Annotated in this window: 19 protein-coding genes; 4 read left to right on the forward strand and 15 right to left on the reverse strand. The window is 70.5% G+C overall.

Annotation, left to right across the window (positions count from 1 at the left end):
• The first annotated feature begins 11 nt into the window (after positions 1–11).
• A complete protein-coding gene (locus tag ACFYY2_RS30595) occupies positions 12–404 on the forward strand; it encodes a hypothetical protein (RefSeq protein ID WP_388749001.1) in 393 nt (130 codons plus the stop codon).
• Between the two features lie 558 nt (positions 405–962).
• Here the strand turns inward: ACFYY2_RS30595 and ACFYY2_RS30600 are convergent.
• Positions 963–1,667, reverse strand: a complete 705-nt coding sequence (locus ACFYY2_RS30600) for a hypothetical protein (RefSeq protein WP_388749003.1) — start codon at positions 1,665–1,667, stop codon at positions 963–965.
• 472 nt (positions 1,668–2,139) lie between these two features.
• Here ACFYY2_RS30600 and ACFYY2_RS30605 point away from each other — a divergent pair, with 472 nt between their 5' ends.
• A complete protein-coding gene (locus ACFYY2_RS30605; RefSeq protein WP_388749005.1) occupies positions 2,140–2,511 on the forward strand; it encodes a hypothetical protein in 372 nt (123 codons plus the stop codon).
• Between the two features lie 544 nt (positions 2,512–3,055).
• On the opposite strand, the gene ACFYY2_RS30610 is transcribed toward ACFYY2_RS30605, so the two are convergent.
• The 14 genes from ACFYY2_RS30610 to ACFYY2_RS30675 all read right to left on the reverse strand — a co-directional run bounded on the left by ACFYY2_RS30610 (position 3,056) and on the right by ACFYY2_RS30675 (position 17,706).
• Positions 3,056–3,259, reverse strand: coding sequence for a hypothetical protein (locus ACFYY2_RS30610; RefSeq protein ID WP_388749007.1), 204 nt, complete (start codon positions 3,257–3,259; stop codon positions 3,056–3,058).
• 328 nt (positions 3,260–3,587) lie between these two features.
• Positions 3,588–4,640: a hypothetical protein gene (locus ACFYY2_RS30615; RefSeq protein WP_388749009.1), complete on the reverse strand. Its 1,053-nt coding sequence runs from the start codon at positions 4,638–4,640 to the stop codon at positions 3,588–3,590.
• Positions 4,641–4,879: 239 nt separating this feature from the next.
• On the reverse strand, positions 4,880–5,053 hold the full coding sequence (locus tag ACFYY2_RS30620; RefSeq protein ID WP_388749169.1) for a hypothetical protein: 174 nt from the start codon (positions 5,051–5,053) through the stop codon (positions 4,880–4,882).
• A 158-nt stretch (positions 5,054–5,211) separates the two neighbouring features.
• Entirely contained in the window at positions 5,212–6,609 is a 1,398-nt protein-coding gene (locus ACFYY2_RS30625; protein WP_388749011.1) for a hydrolase, read from the reverse strand.
• Between the two features lie 136 nt (positions 6,610–6,745).
• On the reverse strand, positions 6,746–7,597 hold the full coding sequence (locus ACFYY2_RS30630) for a helix-turn-helix domain-containing protein (RefSeq protein ID WP_388749013.1): 852 nt from the start codon (positions 7,595–7,597) through the stop codon (positions 6,746–6,748).
• A 288-nt stretch (positions 7,598–7,885) separates the two neighbouring features.
• Positions 7,886–8,065, reverse strand: coding sequence for a hypothetical protein (locus ACFYY2_RS30635; protein WP_388749015.1), 180 nt, complete (start codon positions 8,063–8,065; stop codon positions 7,886–7,888).
• Positions 8,066–8,224: 159 nt separating this feature from the next.
• On the reverse strand, positions 8,225–11,035 hold the full coding sequence (locus ACFYY2_RS30640) for a hypothetical protein (RefSeq protein ID WP_388749017.1): 2,811 nt from the start codon (positions 11,033–11,035) through the stop codon (positions 8,225–8,227).
• Positions 11,036–11,112: 77 nt separating this feature from the next.
• On the reverse strand, positions 11,113–12,225 hold the full coding sequence (locus ACFYY2_RS30645; protein ID WP_388749019.1) for an AAA family ATPase: 1,113 nt from the start codon (positions 12,223–12,225) through the stop codon (positions 11,113–11,115).
• Positions 12,226–12,333: 108 nt separating this feature from the next.
• Entirely contained in the window at positions 12,334–13,767 is a 1,434-nt protein-coding gene (locus ACFYY2_RS30650; protein WP_388749021.1) for a VWA domain-containing protein, read from the reverse strand.
• Entirely contained in the window at positions 13,764–15,155 is a 1,392-nt protein-coding gene (locus tag ACFYY2_RS30655) for a hypothetical protein (protein ID WP_388749023.1), read from the reverse strand. Before ACFYY2_RS30655 ends, ACFYY2_RS30650 begins: the two co-directional genes overlap by 4 nt.
• The gene (locus tag ACFYY2_RS30660) at positions 15,155–15,658 is read right to left on the reverse strand and encodes a hypothetical protein (protein WP_388749025.1); all 504 of its coding nucleotides are present in this window, start codon (positions 15,656–15,658) and stop codon (positions 15,155–15,157) included. The genes ACFYY2_RS30655 and ACFYY2_RS30660 overlap by 1 nt, the downstream gene beginning before the upstream one ends.
• Before the next feature lie 112 nt (positions 15,659–15,770).
• On the reverse strand, positions 15,771–16,445 hold the full coding sequence (locus ACFYY2_RS30665) for an alpha-ketoglutarate-dependent dioxygenase AlkB family protein (protein WP_388749027.1): 675 nt from the start codon (positions 16,443–16,445) through the stop codon (positions 15,771–15,773).
• Positions 16,442–17,002, reverse strand: a complete 561-nt coding sequence (locus ACFYY2_RS30670) for a hypothetical protein (RefSeq protein ID WP_388749029.1) — start codon at positions 17,000–17,002, stop codon at positions 16,442–16,444. Before ACFYY2_RS30670 ends, ACFYY2_RS30665 begins: the two co-directional genes overlap by 4 nt.
• Positions 17,003–17,196: 194 nt before the next feature.
• Positions 17,197–17,706: a methylated-DNA--[protein]-cysteine S-methyltransferase gene (locus tag ACFYY2_RS30675; RefSeq protein WP_388749171.1), complete on the reverse strand. Its 510-nt coding sequence runs from the start codon at positions 17,704–17,706 to the stop codon at positions 17,197–17,199.
• A 501-nt stretch (positions 17,707–18,207) separates the two neighbouring features.
• On the opposite strand from ACFYY2_RS30675, the gene ACFYY2_RS30680 reads away from it, so the two are divergent.
• Both ACFYY2_RS30680 and ACFYY2_RS30685 read left to right on the forward strand, forming a co-directional pair.
• Positions 18,208–18,687 (forward strand): Fur family transcriptional regulator, encoded by a 480-nt coding sequence (locus ACFYY2_RS30680; protein WP_388749031.1) that lies wholly within the window; start codon positions 18,208–18,210, stop codon positions 18,685–18,687.
• A complete protein-coding gene (locus ACFYY2_RS30685) occupies positions 18,680–20,152 on the forward strand; it encodes a catalase (RefSeq protein WP_388749173.1) in 1,473 nt (490 codons plus the stop codon). Before ACFYY2_RS30680 ends, ACFYY2_RS30685 begins: the two co-directional genes overlap by 8 nt.
• Positions 20,153–20,293 lie beyond the last annotated feature (141 nt).

The raw sequence follows: 20,293 nt of genomic DNA on the forward strand, positions 1-20,293 counted from the left end.
GGAGCTGAACTGTGACCTCCCACCACAGCATCTTCATCCACCCCGGTCACCCTGCGGAAGCCCTCGTCGCAGACGTTGCATTGGTTTGTGGCGGGAGGCTGCGGCGAGCCGTGAACGTGCCCGCGGATTACATCGCAAGCCTGAGCGACGCAACACTTGAACTAGAAATGGAGCATGAGTACGAGGAGGACAAAGGCATCCCGTTCGAGCGCTACCAAGTCGTTCTGACTGTGCGGGGATCCAACAGCTCGATGGAGCGGGAGGCAGTCATCTCCCGACAGATCTTCCACGAACTCGCGGCTCTGCGACGGTACTGGCTGGTTCTCATCTTCGACCTCCAGACAGTCATCGACACGGCTGCTCCGCCTGGACAGGGAGCATTCCCCTCTGCCAGAAAAGAATGACGGGTGCGGGGATGGATGGCAGTGCACTGCCATCCATCCCCGCAGAGGGAAATCGTCGTACTTGCCAGACCCGTCCTGCCCGCCCGGGAACCACTCTTTGACCGACCTCAGCTGTCTGCACCGCGGGACCCGAAAGCCCCGAGACCGGCCCGGGAAGACCTCGGCAACGGCTCAGGGCAAAGGCCCACGTGGAGCCACCAGAGAACGGTCGTGGGCTGCAGGAACCCCTGGGACTTTTCTGGGACTTTCGCCAGCATCAACGTGCAAGCGCAGGAGACATCTGAAAGATAATCGACGCAGATCAACGCTGTACAACCGCGCATCGTCGCAGGTCATGGAAGCGACCGGTGTCTTCCGGGACATCTGAGGGGTGGGGTGCTGTGCCCCATGGGGCACAGCACCCCAACATGCCACCTGAACTGCACACACTTGCCTTCATGACCCTTCACTGATTATGGCGTGAACCGGCGTCTCGCCCTGGTCCGGCGCACGCGGCACGTTCAGTGAGCGGTACCCGGCGGAAGCGTCTCAGCCGTCAGAGGACGGCCCGGGGGCCTTCTACGGGGTCCATACACCGCTGAACAGCGCCAATTCCAGTAGGTCGGGAGCGAGCGGCCAGCGCGTGGACCCGGCCAGTTGGTCGGTAACGCCGCGCGCCCATCTCAGGTATACGTCGTAGCGGTGCGGGGTCCACCCACCGTCACTCCACAGCCAGGCAGCGAGCTTCGCGGGTTCCTCAAGCCCGATCTCCTCCCCCAGTCGCGTCGTGTACGCGCGCAGGACACGCGCTATCCGCTGGTCGAGGATGAGCGGGCACGGCCCCGGCGCATCCACTGCGCCGCCGGCGAAATAGAGGAACTTGGTGAAGAAGGCCGGCCCAAGGCCTGCGATCGCGCCGCTCAGGCTGCGGTAGCCCGCCACGGCGCCATCGGTGGCCAGCAGCGCAATAGCCTGTGCGAGCACCGTCTCCACCGGGCCTGGGCGCAGGATCTCACCCAGCCGGTGGGCCCCGTACCCGTTGTCACCCTGTCCCCAGACGTAGCTGGCGATGAGTGTCTCGGTCCACGTCGCCGTTGCTGCCCCAGTCCGCGCCACCGCCAGCACCTGCGCCCGGCTCAGCAGAGTTGGCTCATGTCCGACCTGCTCGGCCAACCCCGAGGGCCACGGCCGGATGCCGGCCCAGGCCCCCGGGATGTAGCGAACCGCGTGCGCGCCGGTCCCGTCCGCGTACGGCGCCCCGTCTCCGGCCAGCCAGGCTCCCATCTTTCCCACTGCATCCGAAGGAAGCGGACACTCAAGCATCCGCGCGTCCAGTTCCCCGGCACCCTCTCGCCACCCCATCCGAACCCTCCCCTTCGGTTCCACCAGTTCGCCGCGAGATCGGGCATCACCCGTTCGTGACGGATTCTGCCCCGAGGAAGTGCACCCCCGCACGAGTACGGGACGGTTCTGCTGCTCTCGCGGGCGGGAGAGTGGCTGGAACCGATTACGGCCCGGAGAAGGCCTCTCGCATGGCCGGCTGAAGGCTCGTCGGTGCACGCATCGCACATCTGGATCCCCATCGGCTTCAGCCGCATCGGAGGACAGAGTGAACAATTTATTGAGATTGCATGAAGTTCAGTGAAAAATTCCGAACTTTGACACTAAAAATCAGCCGAGAGTATCCTCCCCTTCGGCCTCATGCAGCGTTTATGAGGCCGAATCACTGGATCTACCTAAGGTCGAAAGCTCCAAAATGAAGATCGCAAAGAAGGTCGCCGTCTTCGCGGCCGCCGCCGCGTGCACGGGTGTCATGTTTGCGCAGCCTGCTTCCGCCACGCAGACCGGACTTGAGTACTGGGGAACTCAGGTCGCGGTGGACAACAATCCCGGCAACGGGGCCAAGGGCTGGGTCTGGGTGTACGGCACCACGCACTCCGAGACGGTGGGCGGTGCCATCGTGTACCAGCTCTTCGACGGCACAACCCATGAGCTCGACGCCTGGGGTGGGCAGACCGCCTCCGCGAACACGAGCGGGCCGATCAAGGGCTTCAAAGCCTGCTTCAGCGACATCTCACCTGCCGGCGCGTGGACGAATCACTGCGGCAACTGGCGCTGGCTCGGCTGAGACTTCCCTTTCTCTTTCTCTTTCTCTTACAACTGGCGCGAGTTGACAATCGGCGCCTGAAGCGATGCATCACCATGGCGGATGGGTCTCCTCGCGCGGGACGGACAACAGTTAGACGCGCCAGGGGGCCCTCCACCTACTACGCCGGCCTGGTCGTATTTCCGGAACGCCCCCTGCCGCACTCCGGAGCGTTCTGCTGGCGAGAGACCTTGTACTGAACTTCTTCGGGGTCGTCATTCCGGGGGTGCAGGCGATCTGATGAGTAATCATCCTTGTTTGCATAAGCGGGACTTCCAGGCCATCAGTTGCTTGACCGGTGAATGAGTGGCTGCGGCGGAGACTGATCCATGCTGTCGCTGATCACGCCGTCTGCCGCGCGCGTACCTCCCGGGGAGAGCGGGAACGGGGCCCCCGCGATGACGGCTACGGCCAAGCAGCAGCCGCACGACGGGCGGAGACGGCGCTGACGCTCACGCGGCAGCACCGGGCACGCCCACTCCCCCCTCACCCCCTGCGGCCGGAAAGGTCTTCCGGCCGCACCGCCTCAGACCCCCGCCAGTAGCACCTCCGCCGTCTCCGGGTGGCGCCCGACGATCGCCGCGCCGCCCGAGGATGCGGCTCCCGCCTCCCAGGTGTCTTCGCAGACCGGCAGCCACGCCGGGCTGTCGCAGGTGTCCGCTGCCGGCAGACCGGAGAAGTACTGCAGCACGCGGATGGACAGATCAACGCCGGGCACGTGAAAGCTCATGGCGGACTGGTGATCTTGGTCGTGAACCCGTCCACCAGGAGCTTTCTTCATGCCCACAGCCGGGTCACCCGTCCGACCACCCGTCAGGCCGTAACAGGCTCACTCGGGCCGCAGGCTGTGGTCCGGCCCGCGGTCTGGCCGATCCATATTCCGCCGGAAATGTCCTGTCGGAAGGGGCACGGCACCGCGGCAAGCCATCTGACCTGCGAATACTTACCTTCACGGCCCAACGCACGCCCCGACGGCGGCATCGGTCCCTGGGCGAAGAGAAGCATGCTCGCCGATCAGCTCTCCCACCGGGATCCGCAGGATCACCAGCAGAGCCGGGTCAGGACAACAGCGCCCGCATCCGCTCGACAGCCCGTTCCGCCTGTTCCCCGCTCCGCCGGCCCAAGCCGCAGGCCGTGGCGATGTCCACCTGCGCCCCGGTCTCCCGTTCGACGGTGTCCCGCACCTCCCGCTGGTCCTCCACGCTCCCGTCCTCGTGGGCGATCCCGGCGACGAGATGAACGGCAGACGGGATGCGCAGCTCACGCAACGGCGCGTAGAAGGCGGGATCGAGCGACGGGGGCTGTTGGCCACCGCAGAGCGGCAGGTGCACGAACTCCAGCTCACGGCCTTCGGGCCACCTGCGGGTCAGGACGTTCGTCAGACTGACCAATGGGGCGGCTGAGGCGGGGGTGACACGGGCTTTGTGCCCCATGTCCCCCAGGCACAGATGCATCCCCAGTCTGGTCCCGTGCGGGGCCCTGCGGATCTGCCGGAGGACAAGCCTGCCCAGGGCTTCGGCTGCCGCCTTCCTCAGGGGAGCCGGCAGTGAGGCGACGGCGATCGCCGCCGCGGGTGTCTCCACCTGTATCACCACACGGTCCCCGGCGAGCGCGACGATCCGTTCGACCTGTGCGGTGATGGCGTCCAGCAGTACCCCGGCCGTACGCAATGCGCCGGATGGGCCGAAGATGAACAATGCCAGGTCGAGATAGCTCGGTATGCCGACCTGCAGCGGACGCTCAGCGGTCGCGGGAGTTCCCGCCTCGTCGAGTACGGCAAGTTCCGCTTCGGCCCACTCCGCAAGGTGCAGGGGGACATCCTGCACAGTCAGGCGCTGCCCGCGGCGGACAGCGAGACGGTCGACGTCGTCGTAGTCGGTCCAGTCCCCCTCTCGCGTGGCCCGGATCTTGGGACCCGTCTTGAGCTCCTTGACCAGTGGGACGAACCACGCCAGTCGTGGTCCGGTCTCTCCTCCGCTCAGCCTCCGGACCGAGCCTTCGAGTTCCTTCAGTTGGAAGTCGAACGCATCACCGGGGACGTCGAACTGCGGCATCGTTCCGACGAAGTGCAACCGGCGCCCCGGCGACCTCGCACCATTCGAGTTGATCATGGTCACATCGTGCCCTTCTGAACTCGCTTCAGCCACACTTTCTTGAGGTGCCGTCAGTTCCTGCGTGGTGCCGCACGAACGGCCCGCGGCGAGCCGTCGCGGGCCGTGCTTCGCCGTCATCTCCCCGTCCCATGCGCCGGCCCGGCCTCCTCCTCGACCACGTCCGCGGCAATCGAGACCCCGCCCAGGGCGAGGATGTGGCGTTGCATCTGCTTCACCCGCAACGACGGCCGGTGCGGTCACCTCGGCAAGAGCCGCCCGCAGCGAGCCGACGGTGACGGCTTCCCTCGGACGGAATGTGGCACCCGACACCGAGCTCGGCGATCTTCGGCCAGGGTCACCAACTGGTCCACCGCCTGGGGTGCGGCGACAAGCGGCACGCCTCGGACCAGCCCTTTCATCGTGCCGCCCATCCCGGCATGCGTGACGAACGCGCTGGCACGGTCGAGAACCGACGCCTGAGGCACCAGCGATGCACCTCGAAGTTCGGAGGGACCTCTCCCAGGGCCGCGGGAGGCCCTCCGCCCCCATGGGGTGGCCTGACCCGCTGACGCCGGGACGGAAGCCGCCGTCACACGGTGAACTTGACGGCCTCCAGCTGGAGTTTCAGCTCCACGGGGCTGCTGCCGCTGTAGATCCACTCGCCCGGCTTCGTGCAGAACGGGCCCAACCAGCCCTGGCTCGCCACATTGGCTGTGGGACAGACGACCCCTTCGATGACCTGGATGGTGAATCCCTCCAAGGGGGAGTCGGCCTCCTTGGTGCTGCCGAGGTACATGTCCTTCCCGTCATCCGCGCCCGTCCAGTCGTCGCCCGTTCGCCAGCCCCCGGTCACGTAGGCGCTGTTACCTCTCACGCCCTGGGTACCGGACACCGCGATGTTGAGCGCCTTCACCGGCAGGCCCTTGCCCACCGTCCCGGCCTCGGCACCGTCGCAGACCGGTTCCTGCCAGCCCTTGTCCGCCACGTAGGCGCGGTAGCAGATGTGACGGCCCTCGCTGCGTTCGGCGATCTCGTTCACCGCGACGGCCGCTGTCCGCTCCGGTGCCTTCGGCTTCTCGGAAGCACCGCCGCCGCCTCCACCCCCGCCGGGAGCCTTGGTCGCGGCCGGTGCCTTGGGGGGCTTGCCGGCAGGCTCCGGGACGGACGGCTTCGGCGCCGGCGCGCTGCTGACCGGCTGCGGTATGACACTGACGATCTCCTCGGCGGCCTTCTCCGTGGCCATGCTCCGCACCTGAGGCCTGTAGCCGAGCCAGATGACGGCGAAGGAGACGGCCAGCGCCAGGAACAGCCCGAGCGCGGTCGCCAGCCACCCCGGCAGGAAACCGCGCTGCACGTAGGTGCCGCCCACCTCCACGTTCTCGGCCCCCGAGCGGCGCAGGGCCAGCGTGTACGGCTGCTCCGCCTTCGATCCGAACCAGATGATCTGCCGGGGCTTCAGCGTCGCCTTGACGAACGCTGCCCGGCCCGGCTCGATCTGGACGTGGCCCGGCTGGATGTCGTAGGACAGCCGGTCTCCCGCGTCGCTTCCACTGAGCGACGCGGTGACCTTGACGTTGCCCAGATTGTCGACGGCCAGGCGGGGACGCCCGCGGAACCGCCCTTTGACGACCGGCGGCACCAGCTCGGTGCGCACCTCCGTGAAGGGGGTGATGGTGAGATTGCCCTCGGGGATGGTCACCGCCTCGGGGTACTCGCTCGGTGTGATCCGCACGGCGTACGGATTGGGCCCGGCGGCCGCGTCCGGGGTGCGCGGCGGGGCGAGCGTCAGGTCCACCGACCCGGTCGTACCGGGGTAGAGGCGGAGCACCGGCGGCTCGACGGTGACCCACGGAGCGACGTCACCGATCGCTTCGAAGCGGTATTCGTCCACCACATCGGTGGTGTTGCGCAGCCTTAGCCGCACCGTCGTACTGCTGCCGGGGTTCACGGTCGCGGATGCGGGTTCGAGGGAAGTCCAGAGGCTCACGCGCTCACGCTAGGGCCGAAGCCGGCGGGAGTCAGGAGACGCAGGGGCACACCGGGTGCCCTTGCGGCCGGCCGCGTGTCCCTCCCGCCGCCCCTCGATCAGGCCTCGGCGCGGCCCGGGGTCCGCAGGACGTCTGCTACGCCGTGGGTGCCGGGGCCAGGGACTGCGGATCTCTGACCAGGTCCAGCAGAGCGGTGGCGGACGGCGAGCCGGGGGCCGCGGTGTAGACGAGTACCACCTCGTCCGGGTCGTCGGTGAGCTGGAGCGTCTCCCAGGAGAACTCCAGCCGCTCGTGGGGCGCTCGGGCCCGCAGCACGACGGTCGAATGGGTGGTCTCCAGGACATGCTGTTCGGTCCAGAGTCGCCGGAAGTCCGCGCTGTCCCGTGTCAGGTCCGCGATCTCCCGGGCGAGCTGCGGGTCGTCGGGGCGCTTGCCGGTCTCGGTGCGCAGATACGCCACCGCCTCGCGGGCTTTGGCCTCCCAGTCGACGTACAGCCATCGGGCGTGCGGGTCGATGAAGACGAGCCGGCCGACCGTGCGGAGGGCGGGCCGTATGACGGAGAAGTCGGTGAACACCAGGGCCGCCAGCCGGTTCCATGCCAGCACCGCGCCGCCGCGGCCCACCAGATACGCGGGCGTGGCGTGCATCGCGTCCAGGACGCGCTGCACGCTGGGGCGTACTCCACGGGGCCGGGACACGCCGGGGTAAGTGGCCGGTCTGGCCAGGCTGAGCAGATAGCGGCGCTCACCCGCACTCAGCCTCAGTGCACCGGCCACCGCGTCCAGCACGGCGTCGGAGACGCGGGATGCCTGGCCTCGCTCCAGCCGTATGTAGTGCTCGACGCTGACCGTCGCGAGGGTGGCAATCTCCTCACGCCGCAGTCCGCGCACCCGTCTCGTCCCCTGGTCGGGCAGCCCCACGTCACCAGGGCGGAGCCGTGCCCGGCGGGAGACCAGGAAGTCGCGTAACGCGTCGGAGGTGTCCATGGCCCCGTATCCTGCACACCCGCAGGTCAGCCCGCAACCACGCCCTGCAGCCCGCCCCGCCCCGGCCGGGGCGGGGCGGGCTGCAGGGCGTGGTTGCGGGCTGACGCTGTTCTGCCTGTGTCCGTCGCGCCGGGAGTCCAACCCGGGAGTCGCACGGTGGCCTGCCCCGTTCTCAGAGAACGGTCACCAGCAGGCCACGCACGCGAGGCCACGGCGGCGACGCGCGTCCCGGCCACGATCTCCCTTGCCACATGGCGGGACGCATTCCCCCTACTCGGTCCCTGCGGGTCAGGCGCAGGGAACCCGCACCGTCACCCAGTGGCCGTCGTACCAGACGCTGGCGTAGCACTTCGGTTTGGTGGCGGGAGCCGCCGACGCCGACGTCGTACAGACGCCCGCGGTCATGCCGATCACTGCGGCGAATACGCCGATCGCAGCGGCCACTCGGTGCTTGCGGGTGCGTGCCATGGGGATCACGGTGTCCTGTTCCTTTCGACGGATGGCCACCGGAACGGCCGGCGGCTCACGAGTGCCTCCTGGGTGGAGGCGTAGTACGAGCATGCGTCGCGGGTCACGGTCGGAGACAGGTCACGTCCTGCCCTGGCACGAGGCGGAAGGACTGGCTTCTCAGGCTCCCGCGAGCAAGGCCGCCACTGCTCCCGCGGTCTCCGGATGGCGGGTGATCAGCTCCGCGCCCTCCGGGCCGGTGTCCTCCCCCGCCCAGGTGCCCTCGCACCCCAGCAGCCGCGCCAGGCTCTCGCAGGTCTCGGGGTGTGCGGCCAGCAGCGTGGCGCGCCGGGACGCATCGCCGACGCTCACTGACGGAACAGCCTGGGCGACAGCAGGCACCTGCCAAGGCGGGACCCACGCGTCCAGTGCGGCCAGCCGGCCCGGGAAGACGCGCCCCGCCTCTCGGATCAGCAGCGGGGCCAGCTCGGCGCCTTCCGCCCGCATGGTCATGATCAGTGTCGGCAGCCAGGGAAGCAGCACCGGGTCCGGCAGCCGCGCGAAGGCGTTCGACACCGCTTCCACGACGAAGTCGGCCAGCTGCGGGACCGGTTCCAGCGCGTGGAGGAATCCGCTGAGGTAGCGCGGATAGGCAGGCACGACCAGGGGGTTGTCCAGCAGCGCGTCGCACCTCTCCCGCAGGTCCGCGCGGGAGAGCTGCCCGAGCTGCACCTGGGCCGCCCACAACAGCGCCACCCTCGACGGCTCCCGCGGGTGCGACTGCGCGAAGGCCAGGTCCAGCTGGGTCCGGTCGCAGCCGAGCGACAGGGCGAGGCTCTCCATGCTGAACAGGAAGCCCAGCATCGCCGCGACCTGGCGTACGGTCGCGTCCTCGTCGGTGAACGCCGTCGGCAGGAGCGTGCAGTAGTGCGCGTAGCCCGTCTTCGCGAAGGACTCGATCCAGGACGGCAGCACCGGCCGGCTGATCCGGTAGTACGCCAGCAGCCTCCGCACCCGGCGCAGCACCTCCGGCGCCCCGTCGACACTGCGCTCGGTGGCCAGCACCTCCAGGGCCCGGGTGCCCAGCTCGTCGGCCAGGCGGTCGCTGCGCAGGTACAGCACGGCGTCCTCCACGGCCTCCAGGACCGTCGCGGTGGTGACGTCCGGGGCGTACGCCACCCGGCGCAGGCGCTGTTCGAGGACCTGCTCGATGCTGACGCCCTCGTAGCCGAGCTCGATCAGGGCCCGCTGGTGGGTGCCGAGGGCGAGGTCCCAGGACTCCTGGACCGACCGCTTGCCGAGTTCCCGCTCCCCCATGATCGGCCGTGCGGCGCCGTGCGGCATCAGGCGGCGCAGCATCCACAGCACGTCGGAGCACGGCCGCAGCTCGGGCCGGGACGTCATGTCGAGCAGCGCCCGCTGCACGCCGCGCTGCTGGAGCTTCATGTCCAGTGGCGCGAGCCTGTCGTGCACGTCGCGTGCGAGGGGCGGCAGGGCCTCGTAACCGACCTGGCCGACCCGGTCACCGCCCATGAGGATCTCGACCAGGCGGCGCACGTCACGCCGGCCCGGCACGGTGTCCTTCTCGATGCAGGTGACCGCCGCGTCCTGGAAGTCGTACGGGGTGGGCCTCGCCCGGTCCCGCATTCCGGCCAGCAGGATCGACGTCTCGAACACCGCGATGGCGTCTGCGGTGGACGCGAGATAGCCGTTGCGACGGGCGGAGCGCACGATCTCCACCGACCAGCCCAGGAGTTCGGTCTCGTCGAGCAGGTCGAGGGCGGGCGGGCTCTGCAGGAAGCCGGACAGCTTGTCGGAGGGCGGCTCCGGGACCACGGGGACGGCCGGCGCCGCCGCCTTCTTCGGTTTCCTGGTGCCTGCCTGCCCGGCGAGCCGGAACGGCTGCACCCGGGTCCGCCGGAGGTTCTTCGCCCACTGGGTGGCGGCGATCGACACCGAGCCCGCCGCGAGGCCGAACTGCGCCTCGATCGCGGCGTGGCTGGACGGGATCAGGCCGTGCTGCCAGGTGCTTCCGCCCGGCGGGGTGATCTCGAAGGTGTCGCTGCCGTGCACGCCGAACTCCGCCACCCGGCTGGAGGCGTGGAACGCGCCGCAGACGTAGAGGCAGTCCCCGGGATCGGTGCCGGTCGCGGCGAGGTGTTGGCGCATCCGGGTCCACATGTAGCGCTCGCGGTCCTCGTCGACGCGGACGCGCCCGGGATCGCCCGGGGCCAGACGCCGGAACAGGCTGCCGATCAGGAGCATCACCTGCCGGTAGGTGTCGTGGTCGCTGTCGCCGAGCGGCAGCTCGACGTACTGGTGCCACCACTCCGACCAGTGCCGCACCCGGCCGTGGTGCAGGAGGTGTTCCTCCAGTTCGGCGAAGCGGGGGCGGAGGTCGCCGATCTCCACCCCGACGGCGTCGCCGTGCAGCGCCGCCTCCTCCTCCGCGGGCCGGTCGTCGGAACCGGCGGGCTCCTTCTCGCCGGCCTGCCACTGGAAGACGTGGTCGGATGACCGGTCGACGAGGACCAGCTCGACGCCCGGGGTGTCCAGCGCGTAGGCGATGGCCTGGTACTCGGCCGACGCCTCGGTGATCGGGGCGACGACCGAGAGCGGCGCCCACTCCGCGGGGAAGCCCTTGACCTCGCTCGCGAAGGCCTGGACGGCCACCGGGAGACGGCAGTTGCGCAGCTCGGACAGGAGCGGCGCCATGTCCTCGCACAGTTCCAGGTAGACCACCTTCGGCTGCTTCTCCCGGAGCCGGCGCGCCATGGCGACCGCCGACGCGGGTGAGTGGTGGCAGACGGGGAAGATCTCCAGCGGCTCCTGGACGGCGCGCTCGACGTCGTCGACGATGCCGAGGAGGATGCCCTGCAGCGCGTCCGGACCGTCGGCGAACTCCGTCGCCGCGTGCTGGAGCTGACCGCGCAGGGCCTCGAAGGGCGTCTCCCGGCTGTCGGGGACGTCCGCGCTCACGACGGGTTTCACGGGGCCACCGGGGATCGCAGGGCTCACAGGACTCACGGGATTCGCGGGGCCATGGGGGCTCCCGGGGCCGGCGGGGATCACGACAGGGTGGCGATCGCGTCGCGGCCGCCCTCGAGGAACTCCGGCCAGGAGCCCCCCTCTTCCTTGCTGCGCGGCTCGACGACGCCGTGCAGGTACTTGTTGAGGATGGCCAGGTCCTCGGGTTCGCGGCGCGCCAGCGATCCGACGAGCGAGGAGGCGAGGGTGCGGGCGGTCAGGGCTCGTTCACCGAAGAAGTTGCTGTGCAGGATCGCGTCCTCCAGCACGCCGATCTGCTCGGCGCTCGACAGGGCCGACTCCAGCTTCTCGTCGTCGCTGCCCGCGGCCGCCGAGGAGGCCCGCAGGTCGGCGAAGCTCTGCAGGAGTACGTCGAGGAGGGTGGGCGGCACGTCCAGGTCGATCCGGTGGCGGCGCAGCAGTTCCTCGGTGCGGAAGCGGACGATCTCCGCCTCGCTCTTCTTGTTGGTCACCACCGGGATGCGGACGAAGTTGAAACGGCGCTTGAGCGCGGAGGACAGGTCGTTGACCCCGCGGTCGCGGCTGTTGGCGGTGGCGATGACGGAGAAGCCCGGCTTGGCGAAGACGATGTTGTCGCTGTCCATCTCCGGCACCGAGATGTACTTCTCGGACAGGATGGAGATGAGGGCGTCCTGCACGTCGCTGGTGGAGCGGGTGAGCTCCTCGAAGCGGCCGATCGTGCCGGTCTCCATCGCGGTCATGATCGGCGAGGGGATCATCGACTCCCGCGACTGGCCCTTGGAGATGACCATCGAGACGTTCCAGGAGTACTTGATGTGGTCCTCGGTGGTGCCGGCCGTCCCCTGCACCACGCGCGTCGAGTTTCGGGAGATGGCCGCCGACAGCAGCTCGGCCAGCCAGCTCTTGCCGGTCCCCGGGTCGCCGATCAGGAGCAGTCCGCGGTCGGAGGCCAGGGTGACGATGGACCGCTCGACGAAGCTGCGGTCGCCGTACCACTTCTGGGGGATCTCGCGGTCGAGACCGTCCGCGCGCTCGGACCCCAGGATGAAGAGGCGGACCATCTTGGGTGACAGACGCCATGAGAAGGGCTTGGGAGCGTCGTCGACCGACTCCAGCCAGTCGAGCTCCTCGGCGTACTTGATCTCGGCGGGGGCGCGCAACAGGTCGGACATGGGTGTGCCTTTCGACGGGTGTGGGTGTGGTGCTGGGGGCGCACACGGGCGGTACGGGCGGGGCCGGCCGCTCTTCGGTCCGGCGCGGGGCCTCGGACCCGGCGTGAGCTACGTGAGGAAGGTCTTGAGCTCGTGGACGAGCTTGCGGATGTGGCCGGACAGCACCGGAGTGCCCTGGTCCTTGAAGCGCTCCCGGAACCAGGGGTTCACGCTGGCGCGTCCGGCGCTGGTCACCGACCCGACCGGGATGAACTTGGCCCCTGAGCGGTGGATCGCCGCCATGCTGTCGAACAGGGGCTCGCACTGCCATTCGTAGAAGTCCGATATCCAGACCACGACGGTGTTCCGGGGCTCGGCGATCTTCGGCTGGGCGAGGGCCATGGCCACGGTGCCGTCGGTTCCGCCGCCGAGGTTGGTGCGCAGCAGCGTCTCGAACGGGTCGTGGACCCATGGGGTGAGGTCGAGCGCCTGGGTGTCGTAGGCGATGAGGTGCACGTCCACCTTGGGCAGCCCGGCGAAGATCGAGGCCAGGATGGTGCAGTTGACCATCGAGTCCACCATCGAACCCGACTGGTCGACCACCACGATCAGCCGCTGGGGTGTCGTCTTCCGCGCGGTGTGGCGGTAGAAGAGGCGGTCGACGTAGAGCCGCTCCTCCTCCGGGCTCCAGTTCGTGAGGTTCTTCCAGATCGTCCGGTCGAGGTCCAGGTTGCGGAACACCCGCTTGGGCGGGACCGACCGGTCCAGGGCGCCGACCGTGGACTTCTCCACCTGGGTGCGGAGCACCTCGGCGACCTCGTCGACGAAGCGGCGGATGAGGGACTTCGCGTTGGCCAGCGCCACCCCGGAGAGGTTGTCCTTGTCGCGCAGCAGCTGCTCGATCAGCGACATGCTCGGCGTCAGCTGCCCGGCGAGCTTCGGGTCGGCGAGGACCTCGCGCAGCCGCATCCGCTTGACGAGGCCGGCCTCGATGGAGCCGAGCTCGGGTCCGATCTCCGGGATGAGCCGGCTCAGGTCGGGTGTCCTGCCGCCACCGCCCGTGCCGGTCGGGCTGACGCCCCGGCCCCCGCCGCGACGACCGGCGCGCAGCTCCCCGGGCTTGCAGCCGAGGGCGCGCTCCAGCCAGTCGGCGTCGGACTGCCAGCGCGACAACTGGCCTGCGCTGACGGTGCCGGGCGGGGACTGGAAGACGTTGAGCAGCACCTTGGACACGAGTGCCGCGCGCCGTAGCTCGGCCGCCCGGTCGCGGTGGCCGTCGCCGTCCGCGTCCTCCGCAGGGGTCTCCTCGGTCTCCGGGACCATCAGGCCGTCGAACTCGGCGGCCAGCTCCGGGTGGCGCTGCACGACCGAGTCGACGGAGGCCTGCGGGTCCAGGAGCGCCGGGGGCAGTCCGATGTCCTCGACGACGGCGAGGCTCGCCGACTCCAGGGACGCCTGCTCCTCGTGGTCGAAGAGCCGGGCGAGGAGGCGCCAGTACATGACCTGGCGCCGGTTGTCGTACGAGGTCGCGGCGGGCACCTCGGGAATCTCCCGCTCCGTCATTTCCGCAGCAGCCTTCCCGCTCGCTCGCTCAGCACCTTCGCGGCGTCGGTCGCGGCCTTCTCCGCCCTGACCCCGGCCTTGTCGGCCGTGCCGCCCGCCCAGGCCCCCGCGTGGACGGCGGTCACCTTCTTGCGCACGGCGGTCTCGACCGCGAGCGGCTGCACGCCGAACTCCCCCGCGTCCCAGCGGATCAGCCCGATGCACGCGCCCGACTTGGCGACCGCCTCCGGGGTGAGGGGGCCGGCGGCCGGCACTCGGTCGGTGTGGACCGGGAGTTCGAGCCCGGCGACGGTGAACGTCACCACGCCGTCGTCGTCCGTCCGCGCGGTGTAGCCCTCCAGGAAGACGGGTACGGCGATGCGCGCCGGATGCCGGTCCAGCGGCGCCGTCGCCGGGGCGGACGCGGTGGGCAACGACACCCTGGCGGTGGCGAACGCCTCGGCGGGCTCGCCCAGCCGGGCGTGCTCGTCGCTCCAGATCAGGTCGCCCTCGGCGGTGACGGGCATACCGGTGAGGGTCATGGAACGGCCCTCGCCGGCGGCCGCCAGCAGAGACATGTGCGGACGCAGCAGTTGCCAGATGCCGGCCCCGACGACCGTGTCGGGCTTGGGCACCGAGACACTGGCGCGCACCAGGCGGGGAGTGCAGCCGTCCGCGGGCTCGAACACGGCGTGCACCTGCGCCTGGGCGGCGGTCGCGTGTTCCTGTACGTCGACGCCGAGCGGCAGGAGGCGTCCGTCGGCGGTCCCGACGACGGACGCGGGACCGGCCCCGGGCACGGTCAGGAGCATCCCGCGCGACCACAGGTCGGCCCAGCGGCGCACGGGGAAGGTCTCCATGGACGCGCCGGGGCAGGAGGCGGCGAGCTCGGCGGCGAACCCGTCGAGGAGGGTGGCGAGCCGGCGCAGCGCGGGATCCGGGAGCATCGCGGAGACGACCTCCGCGGCGCCGGAGACGACCTCGTGGTCGAGGCCCTGCCATCCACAGCGCGCCAGGTCGGAGAGCCAGGCGCGGGCGGCGGTCAGCAGGTTCGCGGCCGGCTGCGCACCGGCCTCGGGAGCGGGGGCGTCGTCGCGGGCCCGTCCCGCGGCCTCCTCGACGCGGGCCAGCAGGGCGTCGTGGACCGACCCGAGCAGCGCCGTGCGGGCCGCGGCCAGTGCCGTGAAGTGGTCCTCGCCGGCCGCTCCGGCCGCGGCCTTCGCCGCCGCCTCGGCGACCCGGCCGGCGAGGGGGGTCCCCGACACGGCGTGGGCGAGCAGGGTGGCTCCGGCGCTCTCGGCGGGCTGCGGCCGGATCAGCCCGGCGACGAGCGCGCGGTCGAAGGCGTCGACGGCGGCCATGGCCTCGTCCAGCCCCTCCACGGGTCCGGCCAGCAGATCGGCGCGCATCAGGCCGCCGCCCGGGTCGGCGGGAAGAACTGCATCTCGGGCAACGGCGTGGTCACCGGGGGGTGTTCGAGATAGGTGAGGTGACGGAGGAAGCGGCTGAAGACGGACGCGGCCGCCTTGGTCGCGTCCATCGGGGGGCGGGTGCTCCTCATCGCCGAGGCGAGCACGGCCCCGTCGACGTCACCGTCGGGGACCTCGGCCTTCAGGTACCGGGCCACACGCGCCGCGCCGTACTGCAGGACGGCCTCGTTGATCAGAGCGCCGATGTGGTTGCAGAACGAGCCGCGCGCACCGCCGCACGGCCGGTTGTTGTTGGTGCTGCAGGCGAAGGCGTAGGTCCCGGTCGCGACCGAGGACACGTAGACCCGTCCGATGTCCGAGCCGCTGGACACCACGCCCTGCAGGCGTCCGTCGGCCAGCTCGACGAACGGAACCTTGGCGAGCTTACGGGGCCGCGCGGGCGGTATCACCCGCGCCGTGCTCGACCTCTCCCAATCCGACAACGCGCCATCTCCAATGCACAGCTGAGGGGTTGTCCACGCCGGATCGGCGGAACACGACTGAACCTACCGGCGCCCACTGACATCGCCGTGGCCACGGCCGATGGACCACTCCTCAGCCACCGCCGTCCGCCGCGGTGAGCCCCGTGACCCGCATGGTGATGTTCAGCCGTCCCGACTTCAGCCCGGTCGCGGGATCGCCGGTGCCCTCGATGACCCTGGGCACCCCGTGATAGGCGAAGCGCGACGGGCCGCCGAGGACGAAGAGATCGCCCGAGGCGAGTTCGATGTCGGTGTACGGCCTGGTGCGGGTCTCGGTGTTGCCGACACGGAAGACGCAGGAGTCACCGATGGACAGGGAGACGACCGGCGCCGAGGAGCGCTCGTCCTTGTCCTGGTGCATGCCCATCCGGGCCTGACCGTCGTAGAAGTTGATCAGTGCGGTGTCCGGGGTGTAACCGTCGGCCCGCGTCCGGTCGCCGTACGCATCGAGGAGGGCGCGCCGGCCCAGCAGCACCATCCAGTCGGGGAAGTCGGCGACCCGTCGGCCGTTCACGTCGTCCGCGGTGCGGGTGTAGGCGTACGGGCGCCAGTGCCAGCCCACGCACACGGTCTGTACGGACATGACGCCGCCGCGCGGCAGTCGCGTGTGGCGGATGGGCACGGGGCCGGTGGCCCAGGCGCGGCAGGCCGTCACGAGGTCGCGCTGCTCCTCGTCGCCGAGCCAGCCGGGGAGGTGCATCGCGCCGGGTGCCACCTCCATGGGCGGTCGGGGGATCAGCGCGCTCATGACACCGACGCCGACGCCTGGTAGGAGGTCACCCAGCGGTGGCGTACGTCCCAGGTGCCTCCGGCGGCGGTGGCGCCGCGCAGGCCGTGCACGGTGTCAGGGCCCGCGAGTGCCGGAAGGCGGGAGTCCTGGAGCGAGGCGAAGGCGTAGGTGCGGGACGGGTCCCAGGCGGTGGAGTCACGCAGTCTCCGGGCCAGCCGGGCGAATCCCGGCAGCGCGGCGGCGACCACCCAGGCGTCGGGCGGTCCGGCCGCCAGGCGCGTCGCGGGCCGCAGCCAGGAGGCTGCCGCCTCCGGCCAGTCCACGACGGCGAGAACCGTGCCGCCGCGCGCCTGCCAGGCGTCGGTGAACGCGTCGGCTGCCGCCCGCGAGGCGGCGTCCCGGCTGCTGCCCACGGCGACGGCGCCGGCCCGGGCGTCCGGATCGCTCAGCAACAGGGCGATCAGAGCCGCGAGTTCGGCCTCGGTGTGAGGCCCGGGGCTCTCCGGAGCGTCAATGCCGGCGGGACCGGCCTCTCCGGCCATCACGGGCGGGTGGGTGGTGGTGGTGGTGTTCACGGGTGACACCTCCTGTGTCTGTTCCGGTGACCGGGCCGCTCCCGTGCCTCTTCCGGTCTGCCTCTTCCGGCCGCCTCCGGTGACCGGGCCGCTCCTGTGCCTTCCGGTGACCGGGCCGCATGAGGGAGACGGCGCGGGGCGTGCCCAGCCCGCCGCTCCCGGGCTGCCCACCCCGAGCACCGGGGCGGCAGCCGTCAGGCGTCCTTGTGGTGCAGCTCCAGGTCCAGGAGCTGCCTCTTGCGGTCGAGTCCGCCCGAGTACCCGGTCAGGGCTCCGCTCGCGCCGATCACGCGGTGGCAGGGGCGCACCACCAGCAGCGGGTTCGCGCCGATCGCGGTTCCGACCGAGCGCACCGCGGCGCGCGGCGCCCCGATGCGCGCGGCGATCTCGCCGTAGCTGAGCGTGGTGCCGTACGGGATGTCCTCCAGGGCCGCCCAGACGCGCCGCTGGAAGTCCGTGCCACGGCCGGTGGTGTACTCGATACCGAAGCCGGTCCGCCGGCCCTCGAAGTAGGCGCGCAGCTCGGCGGTGATCCCGGTGAAGGCGTCGGCGTCCTCCTTCCAACCGTCCTGGACCGTCGCGCCGCCCTTCTGGCCGGGTACGGAGAGCGAGGCGAGGGCCGTGCCGCCCGGGGCGGTGGCCGACTCCTGGCCCACGAGCAAAAGCTCGCCGAGGGGGCTGTCGACTGTCGTGTAGAAGGTCATCTTCGGGGTCCTTCCGGATGCTGCGGTCATGTCGTCGGTGCTGCGGTCATGTCGTTCGACGGGGCCGGATCAGCCGTGGCCTCTCCGCCGGGATGCGCACGGCGGGCCGGGCCAGGGCCTCCGCCCCGAGGCCGCCCGGAAGCGGTGCCCGGCCTCCGCGCCGCGCCCCCGGGCGGCGCCTGGCCCACGCGCGCCGGACTGCCGGGCCGCCGCGTCCACCGGACCGGCGCCGTCGAGCCCGCCGTCCCGGTCGCGTACCGCCCGGTCTCCGCTGTCGTCCGTCATCACCTCTCAAGGGTGCGGCATCCCGCGTCACAGGGCTGGCGGAAATCGGACATCACGCTGCCACGGCCGGGGCTCCCGAGGGCAGGGAGCGCCAGACGCCCCGGGGCCGGGATTGCCGGGCGCCCGAGCCGGGAATGCCAGTGACGGCGGGCCTGGGTTTCGGGCATCTTCCGGACTTTGATTGGAATCATTCCAGAAGAGTGGTTGACTGCCCACGTGATCGAAACCGAGGCCACGACCCTCCTGCGCGGAGCGTCACTGCGGGTGACCCGACCCAGGGTCGCCGTGCTCTCGGCGGTCCACGAAACCCCGCACGCCGATGTCAGCACCCTCCTCGCGCTGGTGCGCGAGCGCATCGGCGCGGTCTCCACCCAAGCCGTCTACGACGTGCTCAAGACGCTCGTCGACGCCGGACTGGCGCGGCGGATCGACCTGCCGAACTCTCCGGCACGGTATGAGGGACAGACCTGGGACGACCATCAGCACGTCGTCTGCCGCTCGTGCGGCACCATCGCCGACGTCGAAGGCCCCCAGAGCTCTCCGCGCCTGGACGCGCCCCGGAACCACGGGTTCACCATCGACCACGTGGAGGTCACGTACTGGGGCCTGTGCCCTGTGTGCCGGCCCGAGCGCGGCCAGGGGGATCCGGAGTCGGTGAACAGAAGTTCTCACACGGAGGAGCAGGACAATTTCTGACAACACGAAGCCGCTGACCACTGCCGCCGGCGCACCGGTCGCGAACAACGAGAACGCCGTCACCGCGGGTCCGCGCGGGCCGATGCTCCTCCAGGACGTCTGGTTCCTGGAGAAGCTGGCCCACTTCAGCCGTGAGGTCATCCCCGAGCGCCGTATGCACGCCAAGGGCTCCGGCGCCTTCGGCACCTTCACGGTGACGCAGGACATCACGCGCTACTCACGTGCGGCACTCTTCTCCGAGGTCGGCAAGCAGACCGAGCTCTTCGCCCGCTTCTCCACCGTCGCCGGTGAGCGCGGCGCGGCGGACGCGGAGCGCGACATCCGCGGATTCGCCCTCCGCTTCTACACCGAGGAGGGGAACTGGGACGTCGTCGGCAACAACACGCCGGTCTTCTTCCACCGCGACCCCCACCACTTCCCCGACCTCAACCGCGCGGTCAAGCGCGACCCGCGCACCAACCTGCGGTCGGCGGAGAACAACTGGGACTTCTGGACCAGCCTCCCCGAGGCCCTGCACCAGATCACCATCGTGATGTCGGACCGCGGGATCCCCGACGGCTACCGCCACATGCACGGCTTCGGCTCGCACACCTACTCGTTCATCAACGAGAGCAACGAGCGCTTCTGGGTGAAGTTCCACTTCCGCACGCAGCAGGGCATCAAGAACCTGACCGACGCGGAGGCCGCCGCGGTCGTCGCCGAGGACCGCGAGTCCTCGCAGGCGGACCTGTTCGACGCCATCGAGCGCGGCGACAACCCGAAGTGGACCTTCTTCATCCAGGTCATGCCCGAGGCGGACGCGGCGACCTACCGCTACCACCCGTTCGACCTCACCAAGGTGTGGTCGAAGAAGGACTACCCGCTCATCGAGGTCGGCGAGTTCGAGCTCAACCGCAACCCGGAGAACTACTTCGCCGACGTGGAGCAGGCCGCCTTCACCCCGGCCAACCTCGTGCCCGGCGTGGGCGCCTCGCCCGACCGCATGCTGCAGGGCCGGCTGTTCTCGTACGGTGACGCCGCCCGCTACCGCGTCGGGGTCAACCACCACCAGATCCCGGTCAACCAGCCCCGCGGGGCGAAGAACGTCAACACCTACCACCGGGACGGCCAGTTGCGCGTGGACGGCAACCAGGGCGCGGTGCCGGGCTACACCCCGAACAGCTACGGCCGCTGGGCGGAGCAGCCCCAGTTCGCCGAGCCCGGTCTGGCGCTGGACGGTGCCGCGGCCGACCGGTTCGACTACCGCGAGGACGACGACAACTACTTCGAGCAGCCGGGCAACCTGTTCCGGCAGATGACGCCGGACGAGCAGGACGCGCTGTTCGGGAACACCGCCCGGGCGATCGACGGCGCCTCGAAGGCCACCGTGGAGCGTCACATCGGTCACTGCACGCAGGCCGACCCCGCATACGGCGAGGGGGTCCGCAAGGCCATCGAGGCCCTGCAGGCGAGCAAGCAGGCCTGATCACGCCACAGTCGCGGAGACGCCCCCCCCCCCCCCCCCCCCCCCGGGGCGGGGGGGGGGGGGCGCGGGGGCGGGGGGGGGGCGCGGGGGCGGGGGGGCGGCGGAACGCGCCGGGGCGGCCGCCCCCACAACAACCCCCCC

Origin of the sequence: Streptomyces sp. NPDC001822, from assembly GCF_042892135.1 — a bacterium.
Lineage (GTDB): Bacteria > Actinomycetota > Actinomycetes > Streptomycetales > Streptomycetaceae > Streptomyces.

Bases quoted from the DNA above. Each gene is read 5' to 3' on its own strand.
- ACFYY2_RS30655 (WP_388749023.1), bottom strand. From the start codon at position 15,155: ATGCGCGCCGATCTGCTGGCCGGACCCGTGGAGGGGCTGGACGAGGCC.
- ACFYY2_RS30620 (WP_388749169.1), bottom strand. From the start codon at position 5,053: ATGGGCGGCACGATGAAAGGGCTGGTCCGAGGCGTGCCGCTTGTCGCC.
- ACFYY2_RS30610 (WP_388749007.1), bottom strand. From the start codon at position 3,259: ATGAGCTTTCACGTGCCCGGCGTTGATCTGTCCATCCGCGTGCTGCAG.
- ACFYY2_RS30645 (WP_388749019.1), bottom strand. From the start codon at position 12,225: ATGTCCGACCTGTTGCGCGCCCCCGCCGAGATCAAGTACGCCGAGGAG.
- ACFYY2_RS30650 (WP_388749021.1), bottom strand. From the start codon at position 13,767: ATGACGGAGCGGGAGATTCCCGAGGTGCCCGCCGCGACCTCGTACGAC.
- ACFYY2_RS30665 (WP_388749027.1), bottom strand. From the start codon at position 16,445: ATGAGCGCGCTGATCCCCCGACCGCCCATGGAGGTGGCACCCGGCGCG.
- ACFYY2_RS30630 (WP_388749013.1), bottom strand. From the start codon at position 7,597: ATGGACACCTCCGACGCGTTACGCGACTTCCTGGTCTCCCGCCGGGCA.
- ACFYY2_RS30635 (WP_388749015.1), bottom strand. From the start codon at position 8,065: ATGGCACGCACCCGCAAGCACCGAGTGGCCGCTGCGATCGGCGTATTC.
- ACFYY2_RS30605 (WP_388749005.1), top strand. From the start codon at position 2,140: ATGAAGATCGCAAAGAAGGTCGCCGTCTTCGCGGCCGCCGCCGCGTGC.
- ACFYY2_RS30600 (WP_388749003.1), bottom strand. From the start codon at position 1,667: ATGGGAGCCTGGCTGGCCGGAGACGGGGCGCCGTACGCGGACGGGACC.
- ACFYY2_RS30615 (WP_388749009.1), bottom strand. From the start codon at position 4,640: ATGATCAACTCGAATGGTGCGAGGTCGCCGGGGCGCCGGTTGCACTTC.
- ACFYY2_RS30675 (WP_388749171.1), bottom strand. From the start codon at position 17,706: ATGACCTTCTACACGACAGTCGACAGCCCCCTCGGCGAGCTTTTGCTC.